Source organism: Rhodococcus sp. 15-725-2-2b (assembly GCF_002259075.1).
Taxonomy (GTDB): Bacteria; Actinomycetota; Actinomycetes; order Mycobacteriales; family Mycobacteriaceae; genus Rhodococcoides.
The window spans coordinates 1-22,960 of the sequence record NZ_NPFL01000004.1; the positions used below are offsets into that span (position 1 = coordinate 1).

A 22,960-nucleotide genomic window follows, 5' to 3' on the forward strand; every position below is an offset into this window, starting at 1 on the left:
GTGGACCTTGTCCACCGCTGCCTCACCGGACGGAATCTCCGCAACCGCGAGACGTTTACGAAGATCGGCCAATTTACCCGCAGTGGTATGGATATCGGGTTCGGTTGTGGTCATGCAGATGTCCCCTACGTTGTGTGGAATGGCAAACGGAGATCGTCAGTTCGTGGCGAGCGAGCGCGCGATCACCAGACGCTGAATCTGGTTGGTGCCCTCGAAGATCTGAGTGATCTTGGCGTCGCGCATGTATCGCTCGACGCGGAAGTCGCGGGTGTACCCGTAGCCACCGAACACCTGTACCGCGTCGGTGGTCACCTTCATGGCCGCATCGGTAGCGATCAGCTTGGCCACGGAAGCGTTGCGCGAGTAAGGAAGTCCGGCGTCACGTCGACGGGCAGCATCGAGGTAGGTGGCGCGGGCCGAGTCCACTGCCGCTGCCATGTCCGCCAACACGAAACCGAGGCCCTGATGGTCGATGATCTTCTTGCCGAACGCCGTACGTTCCTGGGCGTACTTCACCGCGTCGTCGAGCGCCGCCTGCGCGATTCCCACGGCTACAGCGGCAATTCCGAGCCTGCCTGCATCGAGGGCACTGAAGGCGATCTGCAGTCCCTGCCCCTCCGCGCCGATTCGCCACTCGGTGGGTACGTGGACGTTGTCGTAGTGCGCGGCGGTCGTCGGGATCGCATGCAGTCCCATCTTCTCTTCGGGCTTGCCGAAGCTCAGGCCGTCGGTTCCGTCCGGAACGAGGAAGCACGAGATACCTTTCGACCCTTCGCCGGTACGAGCGAACAGGTTGTAGAAGTCGGCCACTCCGCCGTGTGTGATCCACGCCTTCGAACCGTTCACGGTGTAGCCACCCTCGGTCGGGGTGGCCTTGCAGCTCAGTGCGGCAGCGTCCGAGCCGGCCTGTGCTTCGGACAGTGAGTAGGCGCCGATCTGCGCCCCACCGAGCATGTCGGGGAGTTTGTCGGCTTTCTGCTGTTCGGTACCGAACGCCATCACGGGATAGCAAGCCAGACCGTGCACGCTCACTGCGACTGCAACCGCCGCCCAGCGCGACGCCAGTTCTTCGAGGACCTGGAGGTACACCTCGTACGGTTGGCCACCACCTCCCCATTCCTCCGCGTACGGCAGGCTCAACAGGCCCGCCTCGCCGAGGGTGGCGAACACTCCCTCCGGGTAGGTCTCACGCCGTTCGTGGTCGTCGACGATCGGGTCGAGGACCTTGTCTGCCACGTCCCGGGTCAGGGCGATCAGATCACGCGCTTCGGACGTGGGCAACAGACGGTCGACGGGCACGTGAAAACCTCCGGGGCTATCGCATCAGTACTGCCGGACGATCCGCAGTACTGATGCACAGTACTGCACAAGCCGATGCAGTACCATCCCTGATGTGAACGCACCCGTGACCTTGCATGCCACGGCACGCCGTTCCGAACTCTTCGACCAGCTCGTGAGCTTGTTTCTGGCAGAGGGCTTCGCACACCTGACCCTCGACACCATCGCGGCCCGGCTTCGGTGCTCCAAGTCCACGCTGTACACCCTGGCGTCGAGCAAGGATCAGCTGGTCGGCGGCGCAACGGTGCACTATTTCAAGTCCATGACCACGCAGGTGGAGAACGCGGTCGCCGAGGTGGACGGCACCCGCAATCGCATCACCACCTATCTCACCGCGGTGGGGGCAGCTCTCGAGTCCGCGTCCGAACAGTTCATGACCGACCTGGCGTCACTGGAGGCGGCCCGCTCGGTATACGAACGAAACACCGCCATCGCCGCGCGCCGCGTCCAGGAGTTGATCAGCGAGGGCGTGGCCAGCGGTGAAGTGCGCGACGTGCACGCGGCCTTCGTCGGGGACGTGGCCTCCTCGGTCATGGTTCGCATTCAGACTCGCGAGGTGTTTCGACTGACCGGACTGAGCGACGGCGACGCTTACCTCGAACTGGCGAAATTGCTGACGGCGGGCATCGGCGCGTAGCCGCGGAGCAGGGAATGAATCGACCTCGGTATGCGCTGACACCCAACGAATACAGTTGATCCTTCAACGAAAGAGCGCGTGATGAAGAAGATCGGATTTCTGTCCTTCGGACACTGGTCGGCGTCCCCACAGTCGCAGACGCGGTCCGTGTCGGACGTGCTGCTGCAGTCCATCGACCTCGCGGTCGCCGCCGAAGAACTGGGTGCCGACGGCGCGTACTACCGCGTCCATCACTTCGCCAACCAGCTCGCGTCACCGTTCCCACTCCTCGCCGCCGTCGGTGCCAAGACGAGCACCATCGAGATCGGCACCGGTGTCATCGACATGCGCTACGAGAACCCGTTCTACATGGCCGAGGACTCGGGTTCCGCCGATCTCATCTCGGGCGGGCGGCTGCAGCTCGGAGTCAGCCGAGGATCGCCCGAACAGGTCGTCGAGGGCTACCGCTACTTCGGCTACACACCGGCCGAGGGCTCCGATCACGCCGACATGGCCCGTGAACACACCCGCATCTATCTCGATCTTCTCGAAGGCAAGGGTTTCGCACAGCCCAATCCGCGGCCGATGTTTCCCAATCCGCCCGGACTCCTGCGCCTGGAACCACACTCCCCCGGTTTGCGGCAGCGCATCTGGTGGGGTGCCGGCACCCGCGACACCGCCGAGTGGACCGCGCGACAGGGCATGAACCTGATGAGCTCGACGCTGTTGAGCGAAGACACCGGAGTGCCGTTCCATCGATTGCAGGCCGAGCAGATCGAACGATTCCACAAGACGTGGAGCGACGCTGGACACGACTTCGCGCCGCGAACTTCGGTGAGTCGCAGCATTTTTCCGATCGTGAACGATCTCGATCGCGCCTACTTCGGCCGAGAGGGCAGCGGCGACGATCAGGTCGGCTACATCGACGGCGGCAAGGCCCGATTCGGCAAGACGTACGCAGGCGAGCCCGATCGACTGATCGAAGAGCTCGCCGCGGACGAAGCTATCGCAGCCGCCGATACGCTGCTGCTCACCGTCCCCAACCAGCTGGGCGTCGACTACTGCGCCCACGTCCTCGGCACTGTGTTGCGCGATGTCGCTCCCGCGTTGGGGTGGCGCTGACCACTCGCAGAGCGGGAGGGGGTTGGTATCGGCGGATACGGGTACTGGCAGCTCGTTCACCCGCCCTCGCCTGCCAGGAGTTCCCATGCTCAAACGCGACGTATCCGCGCGCCTCGATGTAGACATCACCGCAGCCACCACGCTCGAATTCCAGATCGCAATCGCGCCGCATCCGGGCACGACGGTCACCGAATCACTGTCCTTCGTTCTCGACGGCAACCCCATCGAGGCGAAGGAAGTGAGCGGGCCGCACGGCAACCGAATTCACGTCATGCCCGCCGACGTTGGCAACCTGCAGGTCTCGTACGACGCCACCATCTTGGGCAACACCACCCCGGCACCGGTCACCGACTACGACATGTCGCTCTACCTCCGACCGAGCCGGTACGCCGAGGCCGACAAGTTCTACGGTTTCGCCGCAACCGAATTCGGCGACTACGCGGATTCCGAGGAACTGCTGGCCAAGATCTCCGCGTGGGTCGGAGCCCGCCTGAGTTACGTTCCGGGGAGCAGTGATCCGATCGACGGAGCTGTCGACACACTGCTCGCCGGACAGGGCGTCTGCCGGGACTACTCGCACCTCGTGGTGGCCATGCTGCGGGCGGTCAACGTTCCGGCCCGCCTGGTAGCGGTGTACGCACCCGGCTGCGATCCGATGGACTTCCACGCCGTCGCCGAAGCATTCGTGGGCGGCCAGTGGCGCGTCGTGGATGCCACCTGCCTCGCCCCGCGCTCGACGCTGGTGCGCATCTCGGTCGGTCGCGACGCCGCCGACACTGCGTTCCTGGACAACCACAAGGGTGCCATCACGCTGAACAGTTCCGTGGTCACGGCAGTGGTCGACGGCGAGCTCCCCGAGGACGACATCACCGAACTGGTCTCCCTCACCTAATCTCCGGCCGGACACCGCCCGAATGTGATCTGCATCACACGTTCGTTTGCTTTCGGTGACGAAAACCGACTAAGTATCCGTTACCAACAATCACAGCCACCCGGAAGGACTCTCATGAGCTTCATCGACAAGGCCAAGAACGCCGCGGAAGACGCCATCGGCAAGGCGAAGGAAGTTGTCGGCGACGCCACCGACAACAAGGACCTCGAGGCCGAGGGCAAGAAGGATCAGGGTTCGGCAGGCGTGAAGAAGGTCGGCGAGAACATCAAGGACACCTTCAAGTAACACCGCAATCGCATCGAGTGCCGCCGATCTCGATGATCGGCGGCACTCGCCTTTCACCCCTTCCACCTCACAGAACGGATTCCCTCATGACCACATCCACCGGCAACACCGAGACCACCAAGCGTCGCGGCGGATTCGCCTCGAAGTTTGCCCTCCTCGTCACGCTCGTCCTGGTCGCAGCACTGGTGATCTTCGTGCTGCAGAACACCGTGCACACCACCATCAACTTCCTGGGCTGGAACTTCGATCTCGGCCAGGGCGTCTCCTTGCTCGGTGCCGCTGTCGTCGGAGCCGTCATCACGTTGACCGCCACCGCTGCGCTCAAGGTTCGACGCGCAGTCCGATGATCCCCCTGCTCGCGCGCAAGTACCTGTACCGCTACCTCATCGTTGCGATCGGGCTTCCCGTCCTCGCTCGGTTGTTGGCCCTCGCCGGCCAGAGCCTCGAAAAGCGAACGGGCAAGGACAATGTCGTGTCCAGAGGCCTGAAGTCGGCCGGTCGATTCGCACAACGGCGGGCCGACAAGTCGCAGGGCAAGAAGGATCGTGAGTCTCTTCGCGCACGCCGCTGAGCCGGTCGACCAATGCGTCGGCCGGCTGTACCGGCCTACCCGGCGACGATCAGTGTCCCGCCGGGTCGGTCAGCGACTTGCCTTCCCGAGCCTTGACACGTTTGCGCTCCAGTAGAACCAGTGCAATTCCGGCCGCGAGAAGAACCGGCGCGGCGATCGCACCGATCCACACCCATCCGGAGAACCCGTAGCCGGCGGCGGTAAGGGTGAGACCCAGGCTCACCAATGCAATTCCGATGAAGATGTATCCGGGCCAGTTTCGCGTGTCGACTATCGCCTCACCCGCGTGGCCGCGGGTCGTCCGATCGTCGTCGCGTGCGCCGGCGTCGGAATCGCTCGTGTTCTGGTGCGCCATGTGAACCTCTCGAGATGAATGAGTGACGGCCACTGACCGCAGACCGGTCCTGAGGAGCGTTCACCGCCTTCACAGCGCGGTTCCCGTAAAGCGCCGTCGACAAACATCGGGCCGATGGTTCAGTCGTGCCAACTCACTGCGGCGAACGGGGCGTGGCTCGTCAGCCGTCCGACGATGCCTGCGTGTGCGAAGTTCTTGGCGGTGGCGACCGCGTCGAGCACGTCCACGCCTTTCGCGAGCTCGGCCGTGATGGCCGCGGCGAACACGCATCCGGCACCCGATACCCGCTCCTCGCCCACCTTGGGGGCGCGCAGCACGGTCAGTTCGGAACCGTCCCAGACGACGTCTACGGCCTCGTCGCCGGGCAACCCCGCACCCCCCTTGACCACCACGTACCGCGGTCCGAGTTCGGCAATTCGCTTGGCCGCCTCGCCCAGATCGTCGACGGTGGTGATGGCGTCCATTCCGGACAATGTCTGTGTCTCGAACAGATTGGGGGTGATCACGGTGGCCAGCGGAAGAATGTCGCGCCGAAGCGCATTGTCGGTGTCGAGCGCCGCGCCCGGCTCCTGACCCTTGCAGATCAACACCGGATCGACCACCACGTGCCGCCACGGCTGCAGACGCAGTGAGCTCGCCACGGTCTCGACGGTAGCGGGTGTGCCGAGCATGCCGATCTTGACGACATCGAGATCGTGTGCGGCAGTGGCGACTTCGATCTGATCGGCGATGACCGAGCTGTCGATGGGAACGAAGCGGTGGCCCCAGTCGGACTTCGGATCGAACGAGACGATGCACGTGATGGTGCCGACTCCGTAGACCCCGAGCCGCTCGAATGTCTTGAGGTCTGCCTGCAGACCGGCTCCACCGGTGGCTTCCGAACCTGCGATCACGTACGCGATTGTCGACATGACCTCAGTATGACAAGTGCCTTTCGACCCGAAATCAGGTGGTCGCGCACCTGGTGGGGCGAACGTCAGCTCGGCAGATCGGGCTCGGTCGGGTGTTCACGGCTGATCAGCTGCGCCGCCAACATCGATACCGGCACGTTCATTTCCTGTGACAGCGCACCGAGCATGTCGAACGCGCGGATGGCGTCGACGTCGAAGCGCTCCATGATGATCCCCTTGGCCTGACCGATTCGATCTCGCGAGGCCAGAGCGCTGCGGTGGGACATGACTTCTCCTCGATCTGCCGCACCGATTGAACCGGCCCGTTTCGGGGCATACGGCAGTGTCGGATCGTTCTACCGTGCGATCGCAGCACCCAGAGTGCCCCACTTCCAGTCCCGGAGTGTCGGCGAGCGCGGATCACGTGCTCACACAAAACGACAAGAGATTCCGGAGGCCGAATCGTGCCCACGAGCAGAGAAACCACAGCCAGCTGTGAGGACGTCTGGAGAGTCCTCGCGGACGGTTGGACGTACGCAACCTGGGTGGTCGGTGCATCCCGAATTCGCGCCGTCGACAACACCTGGCCCGCACCGGGTTCCACGATTCACCATTCCGTCGGCACCTGGCCCGCGGTGCTGAGCGACGTGACTGGTTCGGTGGGAATTCACGCCGAACGAGAGATACGACTCGAAGCGCGCGCCCTGCCGTTCGGCAAAGCGTCGATCACGGTGCGGCTACACCCGATTGCCACCGGCTGCCGCATCGAGATCATCGAGCACGCGATCACTGCGCCGTTCGCCCTGGTGCCGAATCGGATACAGCATCTGTTGGCGCATCCACGCAACGCCGAGGCGCTCCGTCGGCTCGCCCTGCTCGCAGAGCGGTCCACAGCTCCGTGAGCAAGTCCCCACTGCGACAGGCAGTCTCGGGGAAAATGCTGTTCGTCTTCATTCTCGGCGATGTGCTCGGTGCCGGAATCTACGCTCTCGTCGGCGAGATAGCGGGCGAGGTCGGCGGAGCGATCTGGCTGCCCATGCTCGTCGCCCTGCTGATGGCACTGCTGACCGCTGCGTCGTACGCAGAACTCGTCACCAAGTACCCACGAGCAGGCGGCGCAGCCGTGTTCGCGCAGCGGGCGTACAAAAAACCGCTCGTGTCGTTTCTGGTGGGATTCTCGATGCTCGCCGCAGGTGTCACCAGCGCCGCCGGCCTGGCGCTTGCCTTCTCGGGCGACTACCTGGGCGTGTTCCTCGACGTGCCAGCCGTCCCCGCCGCAGTGGTCTTCCTGCTTCTGGTCGGGCTGCTCAACGCTCGCGGGATCACCGAATCGTTGCGGGCGAACCTCGCTATGACGGTCGTCGAGGTATCGGGTCTGGTGCTGATCGTCGCCCTCGCCGGTCTCGTGCTGAGCCGGGGTGACGGCACGCCGTCCAGGGTCCTCGAATTCACCGACGCGACGACTCCGACGCTCGCGGTGCTCGGCGCGGCTCTGCTCGCGTTTTATTCGTTCGTCGGATTCGAGACGTCGGCGAACATCGCCGAAGAAGTCGAGGACGTGCGCCGGGTCTACCCACGGGCTCTTCTCGGTGCTGTCACCGTCGCCGGGGTGGTGTACGTGCTCGTCGGTCTCGCAGTGTCCACCGTCGTGCCCGCCGACACCCTGGCGCAATCGACCGGTCCGCTGCTCGAGGTCGTCGCAGCTGCCGATGCGGGCATTCCGCCGTGGGTCTTCGGCCTCGTCGCACTGGTAGCCGTGGCCAACGGCGCACTGCTGACCATGATCATGGCCTCGCGACTGACCTTCGGCATGGCTCGTGACGGTCTGCTTCCCGGCGCATTGGCCAAGGTTCTGCCGGGCCGCAGAACTCCGTGGGCAGCGATCGTGGCCACCACCGTCGTCGCGATGGTGTTGTGCAGCACCGGTTCCGTCGCTGCGCTTGCGGAGACGGTCGTGCTGCTCCTGCTGTTCGTCTTCATCAGCACCAACGTGGCGGTACTGGTGCTTCGCAGCGATCGGGCCGACTCCGGTCATTTCCGGACGCCGACCGCACTCCCCGTGCTGGCACTGATCACGTGCGCAGTTCTACTGACCCAGCAGTCCGCGGCAACGTGGCTGCGCGCCGGATTGCTCCTCGCCGTGGGAGTAGCGCTGTACTTCGTCGGTAACCTGCTGACCAACAAGACCGATACCGACCGGAGGAGTGCAGTCTCATGACCACCACCGAGGTCGACGCGATCGTGATCGGCAGTGGCCACAACGGCTTGGTTGCGGCGGCAGCGATGGCCGACGCCGGCTGGGACGTCGTGGTCCTCGAGGCTGCCGAACATCCCGGCGGCGCTGTGCGCAGCGCCGAGCTCGTTCCCGGTTTCACCAGTGACCTTTTCAGCGCCTTCTATCCGCTGGCGCTCGCCTCGCCTGCCATGACTGCACTCGACCTGGAAAGCCACGGGCTGCAGTGGTCGCACTCCCCCGCGGTGTACGGCCATGCGCGGTCACCGCAGGACACCGACGCTCCGGTCGTTCACCACGACGTCGAGACCACCGCTGCGCGGCTGTCGGAACACGACGCGCGAGACGGCCGAACCTGGCTGCGGCTCTTCGAGCAGTGGGAGCGCATTCGCGAGCCCTTCATGAATTCGCTGTTCGGACCGTTTCCACCCGTCGTCCCAGCGGCTCGACTCGTCCACACCTTGGGGGTGCCCGAGACACTGCGCTTCGCGCGATTCGCGGCCCTTCCCGCCCGGGTGATGGCTCACGAGCTCTTTCACAGCGAGGCTGCTCGCTGCCTGCTGCTGGGCAACGCCATGCACGGTGACGTCCCGACTGATGCCCCGGTGAGCGGCATGATGGGCTGGCTGCTCACGATGCTGGCTCAGGACGTCGGGTTTCCGGCCCCTGTGGGCGGATCGTCTGCGCTGACGACCGCGTTGATTCGTCGTGGTGCCGCGTCGGGTGCGGCGCTCGAGTGCGGTCAGGCGGTCGAGCACATCGAGGTACGCGGCGGCCGCGCTCGCGGGGTGCACACCGCTGCCGGAGACACGTTTCGAGCGCGTCGGGCGATCGTGGCCGACGTGTCCGCACCGGCTCTGTACGGTTCACTGCTTCCGTTCGACGCCGTGCCGCGCCGAGTGCACGACGACTTGCGCACCTTCGAGTGGGACACCCCGGTGGTCAAGGTGAACTACGCACTCGATCGTCGAATACCCTGGAACTCACCGTCTTTGGCCGACGCCGGCACCGTCCATCTCGGTGCGGACGACAACGGCCTCGTGCACTGGGCGGCAGATCTCACCACCGGAGTTCTTCCCCAGAGCCCGTTCATGCTGTTCGGCCAGATGACCACTGCCGATCGGAGCAGGTCACCGGAGGGCACCGAAAGCGCTTGGGCCTACACACATCTGCCGAGGGGCGTCGTCGACGACGCGGCCGCCGACACCGTGGCGGATCGGGTCGACGAAGTCCTCGACGCCCATGCACCGGGATTTACCGATTCGGTCGTCGGGCGGGTCGTCCAACGACCGAGCGATCTGTACGGTGCCGATGCCAATCTGCACGGTGGTGCGGTGAACGGCGGAACCGCGCAGCTGCAGCAGCAGTTGATATTTCGACCGACGCCGGGGCTGGGGCGGGCGGAAACGCCGGTGGAAGGACTGTTTCTCGGGTCGGCATCGGCGCACCCCGGTGGAGGAGTGCACGGAGCCGCCGGCCTCAACGCTGCCCGGGCAGCGCTGGGCCAGCGAGGTGTACACGGCTGGATGAAGAAGAAAATCACCGGTTCGCTCATCGACGTGTTGACCCGGTGACGGCGTTATCGAAACGAGATCTTTCGTTACTCGTTCGAGATGTGCGGCGGAGTCTCCTGCAATCAGGCACTGGCATCGTTGAAAGCACAACAACTCAGCGTTGTGCACCGCGCGGGCAGACCGACCGGGACGAACGCTTCGGGGAAGAGGTAAAGATATGTTGACCAGCACTGCAACGATGGAACGCTCCATTCGCGACGACGAGGGCGTGTTTCGGGTCGAGACCGTCGTTCGACCGGACGGACACAACATTCTGCGAGCGTCGGGCGAACTCGACATGTCGACCAGAGCCGAGTTCGTGCACAGCCTGGACCGCCTGGCCGCCGCCTCCGATCGGGTCTGTGTCGATCTGTCGGCGGTGTCGTTCATGTACTCCGGCGTTGCCAACGCAATCATCGATGCCACCTACGTGCATCCGGGCAAGATCGCCGTGCTCGCGCCTGCACGATCGGTGCGTATGGTCCTGGAGGTACTGGGCGCAGGCGACCTGTTCGTCGACGCGTTTCGGTCGTGAGTTCGACTCGACAACAGGTAACGTCGAACCCATGCCAGACGAGCCGACCGGAGCAGCCTTCGAGATCGTGGCAGCGGACCACGACGCGACGACCGTGCTCACCGTCCGAGGCGAACTCGATCTCGACACCATACCGGAGCTGTCGGCTGCTGCGTTCCCGGCGGCAGACACAGCCCGGGCCGGACTCGTGGTGGATCTGACGGATGTGAGCTTCCTGTCGTCGAGCGCCATCACCATACTGGTGCGAGTCTGCGATCGACTGCCCGATGCCTCGCTCATGGCGCTCGTGGCGGTCGATGGAGTCGTGGTTCGGCCCGTGCAGCTCAGCGGAATCGATCGGGTGATGGCCACTTTCACGACCGTTCCCGACGCGGTGGCTCACGTGCGGTCGGCAGCTCTCGACTCGGAAGTCGACCGATGACCGGCCGGTACCGGTTCGGACAGCGACGATGACCGAGAGCAGTCCCGGACCCACTCCACAGCGTTGGAGCCACACCGCACCGGCCGAATCGGCCGTGGCGACCGCGCTTCGACGCCGGCTGCATCACTGGGTTCTCGAACTGGGAGTGAGCAACTCTCTGGTGGACGACATCGCCCTCGGGGTCTACGAAGCGCTCGCGAACGTGGTCGAGCATGCCTACCACGCAGTGCCCGAGCCCGGAACGATGACGGTCACCGCCGCGTACGAACATCGAACCCTGACTGTCACGATTTCCGACACCGGAACGTGGCGGCCACCGACGCCGACGACCAATCGCAGCCATGGGTTGCAGCTCGCTGCCGCAGTGTCGGACGACCTCCTCGTCGATCACCGGCCGGGGTTCGGGACCATCGTGACTGCGGTGTGGACCGATCCGGTCTCGGCAAGCCGCTCCAGTTCTGCCACCCGCTCGTCATGAACGAAGGGAGTGCCCATGTCTGCCACTGCTGCTGAATTGCTCGACAGTGCACCGTGCGGGGTGTTCTCCGTCGATGTGGCCACGGCACGGATCCTCTACGCCAATGCTGCCGCCGCCCGGATCACCGCACGCAGTCGTGACGCTCTCGTGGGAACGTCGGTCACCGACCTGTTCACGATCGAGTTCGAGCCCGTACTGACGGCGCTGATCGATGTCGCGTCGAATTCACGGGCCGACTCCCCGATCGGAGCCTCCGCGAAGCTGACCGTCGCACCCGACAGGAGCGATGCAATCGCCGTGTCGATACTCGCCAACGCCCTGCGCACGCCCACAGGTCCCATGACGGTGACGATGACGCTGCACAACGAGACCGAGCGGAACGTCCGCGAAAGAGATCTGATCGACGCCCGTGACAACGCCGAGGCGGCGCAGGACAGCGCCGAGGCCGCTCTGGACAGATCACAGGATGCACTGGGCGCCTCGGAGGAAGCGCGCAAGCAGGCCGAGGCAGAGAGAACGCAAGTGCAGATTCTGGCGTCGACCCTGCAACGCACCCTGCTCCCCCCGATCCTGTCCGCTCCGACGGGTATGAACGTGGCGGCTCACTATCACCCCGCATCCATCGACGAGGTCGGTGGCGATTTCTACGATGTGTTCCCCCTCGACAATCGGACATGGGGATTCTTCCTCGGTGACGTCAGCGGGAAGGGTGCCGGAGCCGCCGCCGTCACCTCGCTGACCCGATACACCCTGCGCGCCGCGGCGGTGTTCGACCGCGACCCGATCTCGGTACTCCAGAACCTCAACACCGTTCTGCACCACGAGTTCCACGGCGACGACCCACGTTTCTGCACAGTGGTTTTCGGCACCATCACTCCGGGCCCGGACGGCGCGGTGGTCGACCTCGCCAGCGGCGGACATCCGCCGGCACTGCGTATCGGTCACGACGCCGGCGTGGATTTCGTGGACACCACCGGCGGTCAGTTGGTCGGAGCATTGGCCGAGCCGCACTTCGCGTCGGCATCGGTGACATTGCGACCCGGCGACGTCATGGCCTTCTACACCGATGGTTTGACCGAGGCGATCGTCGGACCGGAGCGCGCACGTTTCGACGACGACGGTGGCCTCGAATCTTTTGCTGCCGAAAGAGGTCCGACGACTGCGCCGAAGATCGTCGACGATCTCACGTCACTTCTGGCTTCCTTCGGAGACGGTCTGCAGGACGACGTTGCACTGCTCGCCTTCGAGGTACCCCGGGTCGACGCCGACGCGTAGCAGTTCAGGCCCGCAGGCTCGCTCAACGTGCGCGTATTCCCGACAGGAACACCCGCAGGACGTAGTCGGAGACTTGTTCCGGTTCTTCCTCGGACCGTGAGACGGACCTGATCACCACGTTGTTGGCGAGTATCGTCGCAAGTTCGCTTGCCGACGCCTCGGTACCGAAGTCGCCTCGACGCTGGCCACGTTCGAGGATCGGGGTGAGCGCCGAGGGCAGCGGGAGTTGCTCCCGAATGGTGGTGACAGTGCTCGGCTCGTGAAACTGCTCGAAGCTCAGTGCCAGCAGCATCCCCGAGCTCATCGAGCGGTTGCGCGCCACGAACTCCGCAAGCCGACCGACCGAACGTTCCAGAGCCGCAATGGGTTCCACCTCCAGTCGGGCGTCCGCACGACCCAGCCGGAGGACGCGCTCGAACTCGGGCGTCAGTGCGGCAACGATGATGTCGACCTTGCTCGGGAACAGGCGCTTGAGATCGGCAACGGTGAGCGAGGAAGCAGTGGCGATGTCGGCGAGGGTGACCGAGAAATATCCGTGTGCCGCGAACAACCTCTCGGTCGCCGCGATGACGTCGGATTCGATGTCGGCCCTCGAATGATCGAAACCGTCGAGAGAAGCGGGCACGTCCGCGGGTCCCGCTGTGCGTTCACGACGATCCGAGTGAACTGGGTCCACCGCCCATTCCAGCAGCGATTCGACAGCCGTGGACGCACGAGACGTGGGCACCGTTCCCGGGCTCAGCGTCTCACGGAAAGCAAGACCGTCGAGCAGGGCGACGAGGACATGGGACAGTCCGGTCACCGTCAGCGGCGTTCTCACCGAACCCCCGAGTGCACGAAGCTTGTGCCGGACGGCATCCTCGACTGCGGCGTCCATGGCATCGAATTCGGGTGCCAACGACGATCTCCCTCCGGCGTGGTCGGAGGCGATCATCGCGCCGATCATTCTCCTGCGCAGCAGACCGGAGGTCAGTTGCTCGAAGTAGGACGCGAGATCCGACGAGGCATGCTCTGCATCGCCGGGCTTCGTATACTGCAGAGTCACGTGCGCGAGCAAGTCCTCGACGAACGCTTCCTTGCCACCACGCTCCCCGGCACGGGAGGACCCGGGGTACGCATTGTGGAAAGTCTGGTGCGACAACCCGGCTTCTTCCACGACCGAGGCGATAGACAGCGATCGTGCGAGCACCGACATATCGAGATCGGTCAGCAATCGTGAGCCCGCCAGCAGCAGTTGTTCGCGGGGTGTGGATTTCGGGCTCAACGACGACCGCCTACGGTTTCGATCCGGTGGACAGTGAACTATAACAATGGCCCCGTGAAGACCCGACTTTACAAAACGATAAACCTGGATCGACAGAAGCCTCCAATGCCGCGTTCTGCCTCGAACCCGTTGGTGTTGTTTCATATCCTCCGGCGTGGTCGGATGTCCGAAACACCCAAGTCGGACAGCAGGGGTCGGATGCAATGCAAGTGACGAGTACAGGTCTGTCGACCACGACGATTCAGGTCGCGTCCGGTACCGCGGTCCATCCGGGGCAGCGATTCGCGCCGCGCCGCAGTGCATCGACCGTGCGCGCCAGGACCGTCGCAAATCCCGGTACCGAGACTCCCAGGTCACGGCAGGAAGCGACGAGGTTCGCCGATCCCGGCCTCACCGCCCGCGAGATCGCGGTCCTGGGTGCGTGGTTGCGCTGCGACTCCAAACAAGAAGTGTGCGCGGTTCTGCACATCGCACTCGGCACGGTGAATACCCACCTGTCTCGAATTCGCGCGAAGTATGCCACCGTCGGTCGTGCGGCACCGACCAAAGCGTCGCTCGTGGCCCGGGCACTGCAGGACGGCTTGGTCACCCTCGACGATCTGTGATCGTCAGCCCGCGTGCAGGGTCGGTGTCAGGCTCGTTCCGCCCACGGGTCCGCGCGTCGCCACAGGGTCGGCAATTCGAGGTCGATGTCGTCTCTCCGCGCGCAGGCGTTCAGCACATCGACGGAGGCAGACATGTCGTCGAAGACGTACGCGAGCGCTTGCAGTGGTTCGTCCAGGGACCGAAAGAAGTTGTCCCAGTGCGTCAACACCACGCGTCGGGCACCGACCGCCACGACCGTCTCCTGCCAGTACTGCTCGATGAACACGCGCGGCCGTCGACCGAGTTGCCCTATCGAGAGGTAGACCACGTCGGCACGGCGGCCTTCGAGCATGCCGGAACGAAAACCGGCGCTGCTGTGCACCAGTGCCGTACGGCCGCTGGGAACGTGTTCGATGTGCATCGACCATGCCTCCCCGCATCGGTACTCGCGCACCCGAGCCGGCTGGGTCAGTGGCCGCTCGATCCTGCCGTGCGCCCGATCCGGATACGAGTGAACCGATTCGACGAACGAGACGGCGAAGTTGCCCTGCACCGTTGTCTCGTCGTTCGCGACCACGACGATCCGGTCGTCCGGGAGCCCGGAACCCTGCCCGATGAACCCGGTCGAGGAACCGCCGACCAGAACTGCATCGGTACGCAGCGCTACCGCCGCCGAGTCGAGTGCGTGATCGTAGTGCGAGTGGGCACACAGCACCGCGTCGAGCGTGGTGATCCCCGCTCTGCGCAGGGCTGCATCGATGCGCCCCATGTCCGACCGCAGCGGTCGTACGAGGGTTTTCGGAAGCGACGGTCGCGAGAAGAAGCCGTCGGTGAGGATCGCCGATCGGCCGTCGTCGAAGAGCACGGTGCTGACACCGAGAAACGACACTGTCACCGGCGAATGGGGACCCGCCGACTCAGTGGTGGCGATCTCCGCCGGACCCGGCAGCGCGGGACGACCGATTCTGAGGGCCACCGTCACGCCTGCGCGGCGATCGCGCGTCCCGCCTGACGGCCGCCGAAGATGCACCCACCGAGGAAGGTTCCCTCCAGTGAGCGATACCCGTGCACACCGCCGCCGCCGAATCCTGCGATCTCACCGGCCGCCCACAGCCCGTCGATCGCGTGTCCGTCGCCATCGAGAACCCGGCCCTGCAGGTCGGTTTGGATGCCGCCCAACGTTTTCCGCGTGATGATATTCAGACGCACGGCAATCAACGGACCCGACTTGGGATCGAGAATCTTGTGCGGCGAGGCGGTACGCGCGATGCGTTCTCCGCGCGAACGACGCGAGTTGTGGATTGCGGAGATTTGCAGGTCCTTGGTGAACGGGTTGTCGACCTCACGGTCGCGGGCCTCGATCTGCCGCTTCAGATCGACGAAGTCGATCAGATTTTCGCCGGAGATCCTGTTCATGCCCTGGACGAGTTCGGCGAGGGTGTCGGCGACGACGAAATCCTCTCCGTTCTTCTTGAACGCCTCGACCGGTCCGCTGGCACCGGGCAGCACTCGACCGAGGACGAGCTTGAGGTTCTTTCCGGTGATGTCCGGATTCTGCTCCGATCCCGAGAGCGCGAACTCCTTCTCGATGATCTTCTGCGTCAGAACGAACCAGGAGTAGTCGAATCCACTGTCCTGGATGGCTTTCAACGTTCCGAGGGTATCGAAACCGGGAAAATTGGGCACCGGGAACCGTCGACCACGCGCGTCGAACCACATGGACGACGGGCCGGGAATGATTCTGATTCCGTGATTCTTCCAGATCGGATTCCAGTTCTTGATGCCCTCGGTGTAATGCCACATGCGGTCCTTGTTGACCAGACGTCCACCGACTTTTTCGGTGATGCCGAGCATGCGGCCGTCGACGTGTTCGGGGACTCCGGAGATCAGAGACTTCGGAGCCGTTCCCAACCGTGCCGGCCAGTTCTCCCGCACCATGTCGTGGTTGGCTCCGATGCCGCCCGCGGTGACGAGCACGGCTCCGGCACGCAGCTCGAACTCACCCACCTCGACGCGGGTACTACCCGAACCTCGTTCCGCGGCACTGGGTTCGAGAACTGCGCCGCGAACTCCCTCAACTGTGCCTGCACTGACGATGAACTCGTCGACGCGGTGACGAAAACCGAAGCGCACCAATCCCTTGTCGGCGGCCTCCCGCACGCGCCGCTCGAACGGTGCGACAACCCCGGGCCCGGTACCCCAGGTCAGGTGGAACCGCGGAACCGAATTCCCGTGTCCCTCGGCGAGGTAGCCACCACGTTCGGCCCACCCGACTATGGGTACCCACCGCACCCCCTGCGCGTGCAGCCAGGAGCGCTTCTCCCCGGCCGCGAAGTCGAGGTACGCGCGCGCCCACTGGTGTCCCCAATAGTCCTCGCCGGCCGGATCGTCGATGCCGCGATCGAAGGTCGCGGTGCCGAGCCAGTCCTGCCACGCGAGCTCCGCGGAATCCTTGATGCCCATGCGTCGCTGCTCCGGGGTGTCGACCATGAACAGACCGCCCAGCGACCAGAACGCTTGTCCACCCAGGTTCTGCTCGGGCTCCTGGTCGAGGAGGAGCACCCGTTTTCCGGCGTCGGCCAGTTCGGCGGTCGCCACCAGTCCGGCCAAGCCTGCACCCACCACGATCACGTCTGCGTCCATTGCCCCACTCTTCTGCTCGACCCGTCTGTCTCCCTCGACTGTGCTGTCGTGGGCGCCGGAACTCAAGGAAATCGGCTTCGTTGACAATACGGTTCATCAGTCACCGACAAATATGAGACGATGCCGCGGTGTACCGAGCCCGGGCTGCGGTGGTCGCCGAGATCGAAGCGGAACTGGTGGATGTGGTGGCGTCGGCAGTGCAGGCCGTGCGGGATGCAATTCCGGTCTACCGCACCCTGGACGGTCCGCAGTCGGCCGATGTCGAGGCGATCGCCTACTGGTCGCTGCGTCGCCTGATGACGCTGTGGGCAGGCGGCGATCCGGCTCTCGACGGACGTGATCACAGTCGATTTCGCGCGATCGGTGCGGCTCGCGCCGCCGACGGCCGACCGTTGGCCGACGTGCTCAGAGCCTATCGAGTTGCATCGAGCGTGTTCGTTCGGCACGTGGCGACCGAGTACCTCGATGCGCTCGACCCACCGGACATCGCCGATCTCAGCCTGGGCGTGCTCGACGCCATCGACGCGATATCCGAGGAGATCATCGGCGCGTACATCGTTGCGCGCGAACAACTCACATCCAATCGGGCGCAGGCTCACGCCCTCTTGCTCGACGACCTGCTGGCGAACAGACACAACTCGCCCGGAGCGGTGGCCGATCGCGCTCGCGAACTCGACCTGGAACTGTCCAGTCACCCGAATCTACTGGTGGTGGAAATGACAAGCGCGGGCAGAGCACTGACCGATGACACCATCGAATCTCTGGTTCTCGCACTGGGACTCGCGCCGCCCGATCGCACCGCGCCGTCGACGACGCGCAGTCACCTGTGCACCCGACGCGAGCAGCGGGCGATCCTGCTGCTGCCGTCCTCGATCGGTCGAGACCGTGCCGACGGCGCGTCCCGAGCGACCGGTGTGCGTGGATGCCTCGTGGAGCTGTCGACCATTGCCGGTGTCAGCGGCGCGTGGAGGCTCGCTTCCGATGCTCTGGACACGGCACCGGATCATGCGTTCGACGATCGTGCCGTGCTCGACACCGGCGACGGGCAGCTGCTGGCACTGTTGACCGCGCGGCCCACCGCGGACACGAGCGAGGTGGTGCGCACCGTACTCGGCTCGCTCATCGAGGCCGCGAATGCGCATATCCTCGAGGGCCTTTCGGCCTTCATCGCCACCGGCACCGCCACGGCCGCAGCGGCACAGTTGCATGTGCATCCGCAAACGCTGCGTTATCGACTGCGCCGAGCCCAGGAACTGACCGGCCGAGATCCGCGATCGGCGTGGCATCGGCTGGCGCTCGACACCGCGATTCAACTGCGGCAACTCGGTTGATCCGGCTCGGCGGCCATCGCTGCGGTGCGCGACGGGCTACGACGGGAAGCTGTCCGGCCATACCTCGACAACAGTCTCTTCCATCGGAATGAGACACAGATCGAGCAATTCAGTTGATGTTCCACGACTCGACAGCATCGAGTCGCCGGCCGTCGGGATCGTACGTGTAGAAACCCTCTCCGTCCCCGAGGCCTGTCTTTCCCGCGTCGATGCCCTTCTGCAGCATATCGGCGAATTTCACTTGATCCTCGCCACCGCTTGCGCGCGCGATGTGTGCTGCGACGTTGAAGCCGACCGTGTCGTATATCTGGAACGGACCGGCGGGCGCCCCGGTGGCTATTCGCCACACATTGTCGATGTCGGCAGGATTGGCAACACCGCCGACATAGAGGTTGGCTCCTGCTTGCAGCAGCGGAATCAACAGACTGTTCAACACGTATCCCGGTACTTCCTTTCGGACCGGAACGGGAACGAGACCGATCTCCGAAGCGAAGTTCAGTACGGTGTCGAAGTGAACGGGATCTGTTGCAGCAGTTGCCATCACCTCACCTGTGTTGTACCGCCACACGAGATTGGCGAAGTGCAGTGCGAGAAATTTATCCGGCCGCCCGGTGGCCTCCGCAAAGCTGCTGGGCAGTAGCGACGACGAGTTGGTCACGAAGATAGTTCTCGGCGGGGCGGACGCGCCGATATCCGACCAGACACGTTTCTTCAGCTCGAGATCCTCCGGAACCGCTTCGATCACCAGGTCGGCGTCCGAAACGGCTTCCGCGACGCTGGTGGTGGTCGTGATGGATTCGATGGCCTCGTCGAAACGTGCCTCGTCGAAGGTCTTCAGGTCGCGCTTGTAGTATCCGCGCATCCATTCCCAGCGATCCGGCAGTTTGGCCAACAATTCGTCTGAAATATCGTATCCCACAACGGTTTTCCCATGGTACGCCGCCTGCATCATGATCTGCGAACCGAGCACTCCAGTTCCGAATACGGTCACTTTCTCAACATCGGCCATGGACGACACACTTCCCATTCATCGAGTCACTGGTTTCCCGCTCTACAAGTTCTACCGCTGACCATGGAACCACCGTCTCGGCATCGAACAGCGGATCGACTCGCTGAACGAGCGGTCGACTGTCCCGAGGACCTGTCACCCGGGCAAAGAAATCGAGCGCGCTCCCATGACAACCGCCATGGCCAACTGCCCGGCGGTGTCACCGATACTGTCGGTTGCATCTGCATTCGGAGGCCCTTCGCCGCCGTCCGTGCTGGATTTTCGATGCGTGGTGCCGTCGGTGGTGCGTGCGCGGTGGCAATTTCCTCTCCATCGGATCGTCGGCTGACGCATACTCGATCGATGGCTGTCGATCCCCGCGGAAGAGACCTCAGGCGCTATCTGGAAGAAGACCCCGGTGGGCCTGTGGTGATGCTCAACCTGCTGCGGTTCGCCGACGGTGGCCGCGATTCGTACGCAGAGTATGCGAAAGCACTGGACGAGACGTTCCTCCCGCGCTACGGCGCGACGGTGCTGTATGCGGGCGACGGCTCGACGGCATTGGTAGCCGACGACGGTCAGGCCTGGGATGCGGTTCTGCTGGTGCAGTACCCCTCGCGCAAGGCGTTCAGCGACATGGTGGCCGATCCCGATTACCAGGCGGTGACGGCACTGCGGACCGGCGCGTTGAAGGAGGCGGTTCTGCAGGCCACCGTTCCGTGGTCGTGAATTCGGGGCTCGCCGACCGAGTTGCTCGGTACTCGGCAGGGGCGAGACAGCGATCTACTCACTCTGTCGGGAGCAACCGACAACGGAACAGGTCGAGCACCTGATCCAACGCCTGCCGTGTCGGCTCCCCCGGAGCATCGATCAGTCCTTCGGTGACGACCGAATGCGGCGGTCCGAATGCTTCCGGGTTGAAGGCGGAGTCGGGCAGTTCCACCGAGACGAACGCGTCGCCGAGCTGCTCGCGCAACCATTGGAATCGCGCGGGCGGGCACATCTTGTCGCCTTCGAAACGCATCCCCAGGACCGTGAGCTCGCCTGCTGCACAACGACTCTTCACCTTGTCGAGGTCGCCGGGGGTGATGTCGATGGACCTACCGCGAGACTTCGATGCCGCGAACGGAAGTGAGGGCTGCGAGAGCACCGGTGCGATCAGTCGATCGTCCGCTGCCATCGCAAGAGCGAATCCGCCGGTGAAGCACATTCCGATGGCACCGACGCCCGGTCCGCCGCAGCGCTCGTGCTCCTGCGCGGCCAGAGCGCGCAACCACACCACGATGCGCGACGATTTGCCGGTGGCCAGGATGGTGAATTCGCGGCTGATGCATGCCGGCACCATGGCGCGGGCCATGGTGGCAACGGTGCCGAGCGGTCCCAGCGGGGCGGCCAGCGGATCCTTGCCGTCGACTCCGAACAGGTGCGGAACAACGGCCGTACAGCCGATTCCGGCAACGGTTCTCGCGAAGTCCGCGACCCTCGGAGTGATGCCCGGCATTTCCGACATCACGATCACGGCCGGTCCGGTTCCGATGCGATACACCGGCGCGGTCCGCCCGTCCGCGGTGAACTCGGTTCGCTCGAAGTCGGCCAGCGTGTCATCGGTCATGGGAGTTCGCCCTTCTGTCGGATATCCACCGCGCCCAGCCGACGCATGCCGTCCAAGCTAGCCGTGCTTCACGACATACGTCACCCCGACCGAGGATGTCCGACAGGCGGCGACCGATACCGACGCGCTGACCGGATGATCACCAGGAATCCGAGTCCGCGATGATCGTCACGCCCAGCACGACGAACAGCGTTGCGCCGGCGGCCACTCCGGCCAGACTCGCCGCGGGCGCGCCCGCACGACGTCCGATCACACGTGCCGCGACGTCGAGAACATCGATCGCGATCCCGGCCTCCACGGCTGCTCTGCGAACGTCTGCGGATGGGTGGTGCAGTGCCATTCCCAGCGCGAGATCGCGAACTCCGAACAGACGCGTCGCCACCCCCGCGCTTCCGGCTTGACGCATGGGTCCGAGACCGAAGGCACGCCACGAATGCGCTGGACTCACCCACGAGACCACTCCGGCGGTCGATCGCAGAACCGACAGTGCGAGCAATGGAGTCGAACGTGTACGCATGACGTCTCCCTTGAGTTGTAGTGGTCACTACAACTCAAGCTACCTGTAGTGGACACTACAATCAAGGAGTGGTCAAGAGACATTCACGCGAGGAGATGCTGTCCGTGGCACTGGAGGCCGCCCTGGAAGGGGGCCTGAGCCGCTTGACCTTCGGCAGACTCGCAGCGCGCTTGAAGATCAGCGATCGCACGGTCGTCTACTACTTCCCGACGAAGGACGACCTCGTCACGTCTGTGCTGTCGGTAGTCGGAGATCGATTGCAAACCGTGTTGGCCGCGGCGTTCTCGACGCCGATGAGGGATCACCGCGCGCTGGTCGCGACGGCGTGGCCGGTTGTGGCACAGCCTGAGTACGATCCGCTGTTCGGTCTGTACTTCGAGGCGATCGGACAAGCAACAGCAGGACTCGAGCCCTACAGATCTGTGGCCTCGCACTTGGTCGAGGGCTGGATCGAATGGCTCGGGGGCTTCGTGGTCGGCGACGCGCACCATCGACGAACGGAAGCGGCAGCTGCCGTGGCGATGCTCGACGGCCTTCTGCTCATGCGTCTTCTGGGAGGCAGTGACCTCGCCGATACTGCATCGACCTCATTGCTCGATCACCGACGAATCCGCTGAGGGGCAAACGGATTCAGGACGCCACCGGTTCCGAGATCGGCGTCTGGAAGGACCACAGGTGACCCTCGAGATCACGAACGCCGTACTCCCTGACGCCGTAGGGCATGTCGGTGGGCGCGTAGTCGATTGCTGCGCCGGTTGCGGACACCCGTCCATGATGGGTGTCCACGTCGTCGATCAGGACAGCGAGCGAGGCGGTGACCATGCCGTTGGTCAGGGGCGACACCATCCGATGTTCAGGAGCCTCGCGGTGCAACCAGACAACACCGTCACCGGCGTGAACCTCGCCGTGGACTGCTCGGTCGCCGTCGTATTCGATCGGTCCCGGTGCGAGTCCCAGCACGTCGACGAGGTAGGAATGGGCTGCCGCGATGTCTCGATAGACGAGCAAAGTGGTACGCCTGGTCACCGCCGGCTCGTCGGTCGACAGGCCCGACAGCAGGTCCAACAAGGCGTCGTCTCCCGGCTGAGCGCCCTGCAGAAGCCGGTCCTCGACTGCCCGAACCCGTTCGCGCACCCGGGCTAGCTGTGTCATCCGGTGGTCCAGGTCGGTCAGATGCTGCCGCGTCAGGTGCTGGAGGTCCATCGCTTCCGGATCGACATCGGCAAGCGGTGTACCCAATTCTCGGAGCAACCGAATTCGGTACAGCCGATCGAGGTCTCCCCCGCCGTACCGACGCCTGCCCCCGCCGTCTCGGTCGGGGGCGAGCAAACCCAGTTCCTCGTAGTACCGCAACGTACGTTCGGTGACGCCGGTTCGACGCGCGACGTCACCGATTCCCCAGGTGATCGGACCGTTGTTGTTCATGAATCAGACGGTAGAACCTCACGTCACGTCA

27 protein-coding genes and 1 pseudogene are annotated in these 22,960 nt (G+C 64.4%); 17 read left to right on the top strand and 11 right to left on the bottom strand.

Features of this window, described 5'->3' with window-relative positions; genetic code table 11:
- Positions 1-156: 156 nt before the first annotated feature.
- Positions 157-1,299 carry an acyl-CoA dehydrogenase family protein gene (locus CH306_RS01715; protein WP_045196102.1) on the bottom strand — a complete coding sequence of 381 codons (1,143 nt, stop codon included), beginning with the start codon at positions 1,297-1,299 and terminating at the stop codon, positions 157-159.
- Between the two features lie 94 nt (positions 1,300-1,393).
- Between CH306_RS01715 and CH306_RS01720 the strand changes: the two genes are divergently transcribed.
- The 6 genes from CH306_RS01720 to CH306_RS01745 all read left to right on the top strand — a co-directional run bounded on the left by CH306_RS01720 (position 1,394) and on the right by CH306_RS01745 (position 4,824).
- On the top strand, positions 1,394-1,975 hold the full coding sequence (locus CH306_RS01720; protein WP_256981007.1) for a TetR/AcrR family transcriptional regulator: 582 nt from the start codon (positions 1,394-1,396) through the stop codon (positions 1,973-1,975).
- Between the two features lie 81 nt (positions 1,976-2,056).
- Entirely contained in the window at positions 2,057-3,076 is a 1,020-nt protein-coding gene (locus tag CH306_RS01725) for an LLM class flavin-dependent oxidoreductase (RefSeq protein WP_094645481.1), read from the top strand.
- An 85-nt stretch (positions 3,077-3,161) separates the two neighbouring features.
- Positions 3,162-3,968 carry a transglutaminase-like domain-containing protein gene (locus tag CH306_RS01730; protein ID WP_094631563.1) on the top strand — a complete coding sequence of 269 codons (807 nt, stop codon included), beginning with the start codon at positions 3,162-3,164 and terminating at the stop codon, positions 3,966-3,968.
- Positions 3,969-4,082: 114 nt separating this feature from the next.
- The gene (locus CH306_RS01735) at positions 4,083-4,253 is read left to right on the top strand and encodes a CsbD family protein (protein ID WP_008718579.1); all 171 of its coding nucleotides are present in this window, start codon (positions 4,083-4,085) and stop codon (positions 4,251-4,253) included.
- 86 nt (positions 4,254-4,339) lie between these two features.
- On the top strand, positions 4,340-4,600 hold the full coding sequence (locus CH306_RS01740; RefSeq protein ID WP_032394280.1) for a lipopolysaccharide assembly protein LapA domain-containing protein: 261 nt from the start codon (positions 4,340-4,342) through the stop codon (positions 4,598-4,600).
- Positions 4,597-4,824: a hypothetical protein gene (locus CH306_RS01745; RefSeq protein ID WP_094645482.1), complete on the top strand. Its 228-nt coding sequence runs from the start codon at positions 4,597-4,599 to the stop codon at positions 4,822-4,824. Before CH306_RS01740 ends, CH306_RS01745 begins: the two co-directional genes overlap by 4 nt.
- A 49-nt stretch (positions 4,825-4,873) precedes the next feature.
- On the opposite strand, the gene CH306_RS01750 is transcribed toward CH306_RS01745, so the two are convergent.
- From CH306_RS01750 to CH306_RS01760, 3 genes and pseudogenes are all read right to left on the bottom strand, one after another.
- Positions 4,874-5,179: a hypothetical protein gene (locus CH306_RS01750; RefSeq protein WP_094645483.1), complete on the bottom strand. Its 306-nt coding sequence runs from the start codon at positions 5,177-5,179 to the stop codon at positions 4,874-4,876.
- Between the two features lie 119 nt (positions 5,180-5,298).
- Entirely contained in the window at positions 5,299-6,090 is a 792-nt protein-coding gene (thiD, locus tag CH306_RS01755; RefSeq protein WP_094645484.1) for a bifunctional hydroxymethylpyrimidine kinase/phosphomethylpyrimidine kinase, read from the bottom strand.
- A 65-nt stretch (positions 6,091-6,155) separates the two neighbouring features.
- Positions 6,156-6,347, bottom strand: a pseudogene (locus CH306_RS01760) (ANTAR domain-containing protein); the annotation flags it as partial.
- Positions 6,348-6,533: 186 nt separating this feature from the next.
- Between CH306_RS01760 and CH306_RS01765 the strand changes: the two are divergent.
- From CH306_RS01765 to CH306_RS01795, 7 genes are all read left to right on the top strand, one after another.
- Positions 6,534-6,971 carry an SRPBCC family protein gene (locus tag CH306_RS01765; protein ID WP_094645486.1) on the top strand — a complete coding sequence of 146 codons (438 nt, stop codon included), beginning with the start codon at positions 6,534-6,536 and terminating at the stop codon, positions 6,969-6,971.
- Complete coding sequence (locus CH306_RS01770; protein ID WP_256981008.1) at positions 6,968-8,287, top strand: APC family permease; 1,320 nt, start codon at positions 6,968-6,970, stop codon at positions 8,285-8,287. The genes CH306_RS01765 and CH306_RS01770 overlap by 4 nt, the downstream gene beginning before the upstream one ends.
- The gene (locus CH306_RS01775; protein WP_094645487.1) at positions 8,284-9,876 is read left to right on the top strand and encodes a phytoene desaturase family protein; all 1,593 of its coding nucleotides are present in this window, start codon (positions 8,284-8,286) and stop codon (positions 9,874-9,876) included. Before CH306_RS01770 ends, CH306_RS01775 begins: the two co-directional genes overlap by 4 nt.
- A 157-nt stretch (positions 9,877-10,033) precedes the next feature.
- Positions 10,034-10,390, top strand: coding sequence for an STAS domain-containing protein (locus CH306_RS01780; protein WP_032394260.1), 357 nt, complete (start codon positions 10,034-10,036; stop codon positions 10,388-10,390).
- Positions 10,391-10,421: 31 nt separating this feature from the next.
- Complete coding sequence (locus tag CH306_RS01785; RefSeq protein WP_094645488.1) at positions 10,422-10,811, top strand: STAS domain-containing protein; 390 nt, start codon at positions 10,422-10,424, stop codon at positions 10,809-10,811.
- A 28-nt stretch (positions 10,812-10,839) separates the two neighbouring features.
- On the top strand, positions 10,840-11,289 hold the full coding sequence (locus tag CH306_RS01790) for an ATP-binding protein (protein ID WP_094645489.1): 450 nt from the start codon (positions 10,840-10,842) through the stop codon (positions 11,287-11,289).
- 15 nt (positions 11,290-11,304) lie between these two features.
- Positions 11,305-12,564: a PP2C family protein-serine/threonine phosphatase gene (locus CH306_RS01795; RefSeq protein WP_094645490.1), complete on the top strand. Its 1,260-nt coding sequence runs from the start codon at positions 11,305-11,307 to the stop codon at positions 12,562-12,564.
- A gap of 22 nt (positions 12,565-12,586) precedes the next feature.
- Here the strand turns inward: CH306_RS01795 and CH306_RS01800 are convergent, their stop codons facing one another.
- Positions 12,587-13,828 carry a TetR/AcrR family transcriptional regulator gene (locus CH306_RS01800; protein WP_179272779.1) on the bottom strand — a complete coding sequence of 414 codons (1,242 nt, stop codon included), beginning with the start codon at positions 13,826-13,828 and terminating at the stop codon, positions 12,587-12,589.
- A 209-nt stretch (positions 13,829-14,037) separates the two neighbouring features.
- On the opposite strand from CH306_RS01800, the gene CH306_RS28755 reads away from it, so the two are divergent.
- Positions 14,038-14,433, top strand: coding sequence for a LuxR C-terminal-related transcriptional regulator (locus CH306_RS28755; protein ID WP_254924355.1), 396 nt, complete (start codon positions 14,038-14,040; stop codon positions 14,431-14,433).
- A 26-nt stretch (positions 14,434-14,459) separates the two neighbouring features.
- On the opposite strand, the gene CH306_RS01810 is transcribed toward CH306_RS28755, so the two are convergent.
- Together CH306_RS01810 and CH306_RS01815 are read right to left on the bottom strand one after the other, a co-directional pair.
- A complete protein-coding gene (locus CH306_RS01810) occupies positions 14,460-15,389 on the bottom strand; it encodes an MBL fold metallo-hydrolase (protein WP_094645492.1) in 930 nt (309 codons plus the stop codon).
- 2 nt (positions 15,390-15,391) lie between these two features.
- On the bottom strand, positions 15,392-17,056 hold the full coding sequence (locus CH306_RS01815; RefSeq protein WP_094645493.1) for an FAD-binding dehydrogenase: 1,665 nt from the start codon (positions 17,054-17,056) through the stop codon (positions 15,392-15,394).
- Positions 17,057-17,184: 128 nt separating this feature from the next.
- On the opposite strand from CH306_RS01815, the gene CH306_RS01820 reads away from it, so the two are divergent.
- Positions 17,185-18,387: a helix-turn-helix domain-containing protein gene (locus tag CH306_RS01820; RefSeq protein WP_094645494.1), complete on the top strand. Its 1,203-nt coding sequence runs from the start codon at positions 17,185-17,187 to the stop codon at positions 18,385-18,387.
- A 109-nt stretch (positions 18,388-18,496) separates the two neighbouring features.
- On the opposite strand, the gene CH306_RS01825 is transcribed toward CH306_RS01820, so the two are convergent.
- On the bottom strand, positions 18,497-19,396 hold the full coding sequence (locus CH306_RS01825) for a 3-hydroxyacyl-CoA dehydrogenase (protein WP_094645783.1): 900 nt from the start codon (positions 19,394-19,396) through the stop codon (positions 18,497-18,499).
- A 342-nt stretch (positions 19,397-19,738) separates the two neighbouring features.
- On the opposite strand from CH306_RS01825, the gene CH306_RS01830 reads away from it, so the two are divergent.
- Positions 19,739-20,104 (top strand): DUF1330 domain-containing protein, encoded by a 366-nt coding sequence (locus CH306_RS01830; protein WP_032394254.1) that lies wholly within the window; start codon positions 19,739-19,741, stop codon positions 20,102-20,104.
- Between the two features lie 58 nt (positions 20,105-20,162).
- Here the strand turns inward: CH306_RS01830 and CH306_RS01835 are convergent, their stop codons facing one another.
- Together CH306_RS01835 and CH306_RS01840 are read right to left on the bottom strand one after the other, a co-directional pair.
- The gene (locus CH306_RS01835) at positions 20,163-20,987 is read right to left on the bottom strand and encodes a dienelactone hydrolase family protein (RefSeq protein ID WP_094645495.1); all 825 of its coding nucleotides are present in this window, start codon (positions 20,985-20,987) and stop codon (positions 20,163-20,165) included.
- Positions 20,988-21,126: 139 nt separating this feature from the next.
- Positions 21,127-21,504, bottom strand: coding sequence for a hypothetical protein (locus CH306_RS01840; protein ID WP_143545367.1), 378 nt, complete (start codon positions 21,502-21,504; stop codon positions 21,127-21,129).
- A 68-nt stretch (positions 21,505-21,572) separates the two neighbouring features.
- On the opposite strand from CH306_RS01840, the gene CH306_RS01845 reads away from it, so the two are divergent.
- Positions 21,573-22,121 carry a TetR/AcrR family transcriptional regulator gene (locus CH306_RS01845; RefSeq protein WP_141214760.1) on the top strand — a complete coding sequence of 183 codons (549 nt, stop codon included), beginning with the start codon at positions 21,573-21,575 and terminating at the stop codon, positions 22,119-22,121.
- Positions 22,122-22,134: 13 nt separating this feature from the next.
- On the opposite strand, the gene CH306_RS01850 is transcribed toward CH306_RS01845, so the two are convergent.
- Positions 22,135-22,929: a MerR family transcriptional regulator gene (locus CH306_RS01850; RefSeq protein WP_094631547.1), complete on the bottom strand. Its 795-nt coding sequence runs from the start codon at positions 22,927-22,929 to the stop codon at positions 22,135-22,137.
- Between the last annotated feature and the right edge of the window lie 31 nt (positions 22,930-22,960).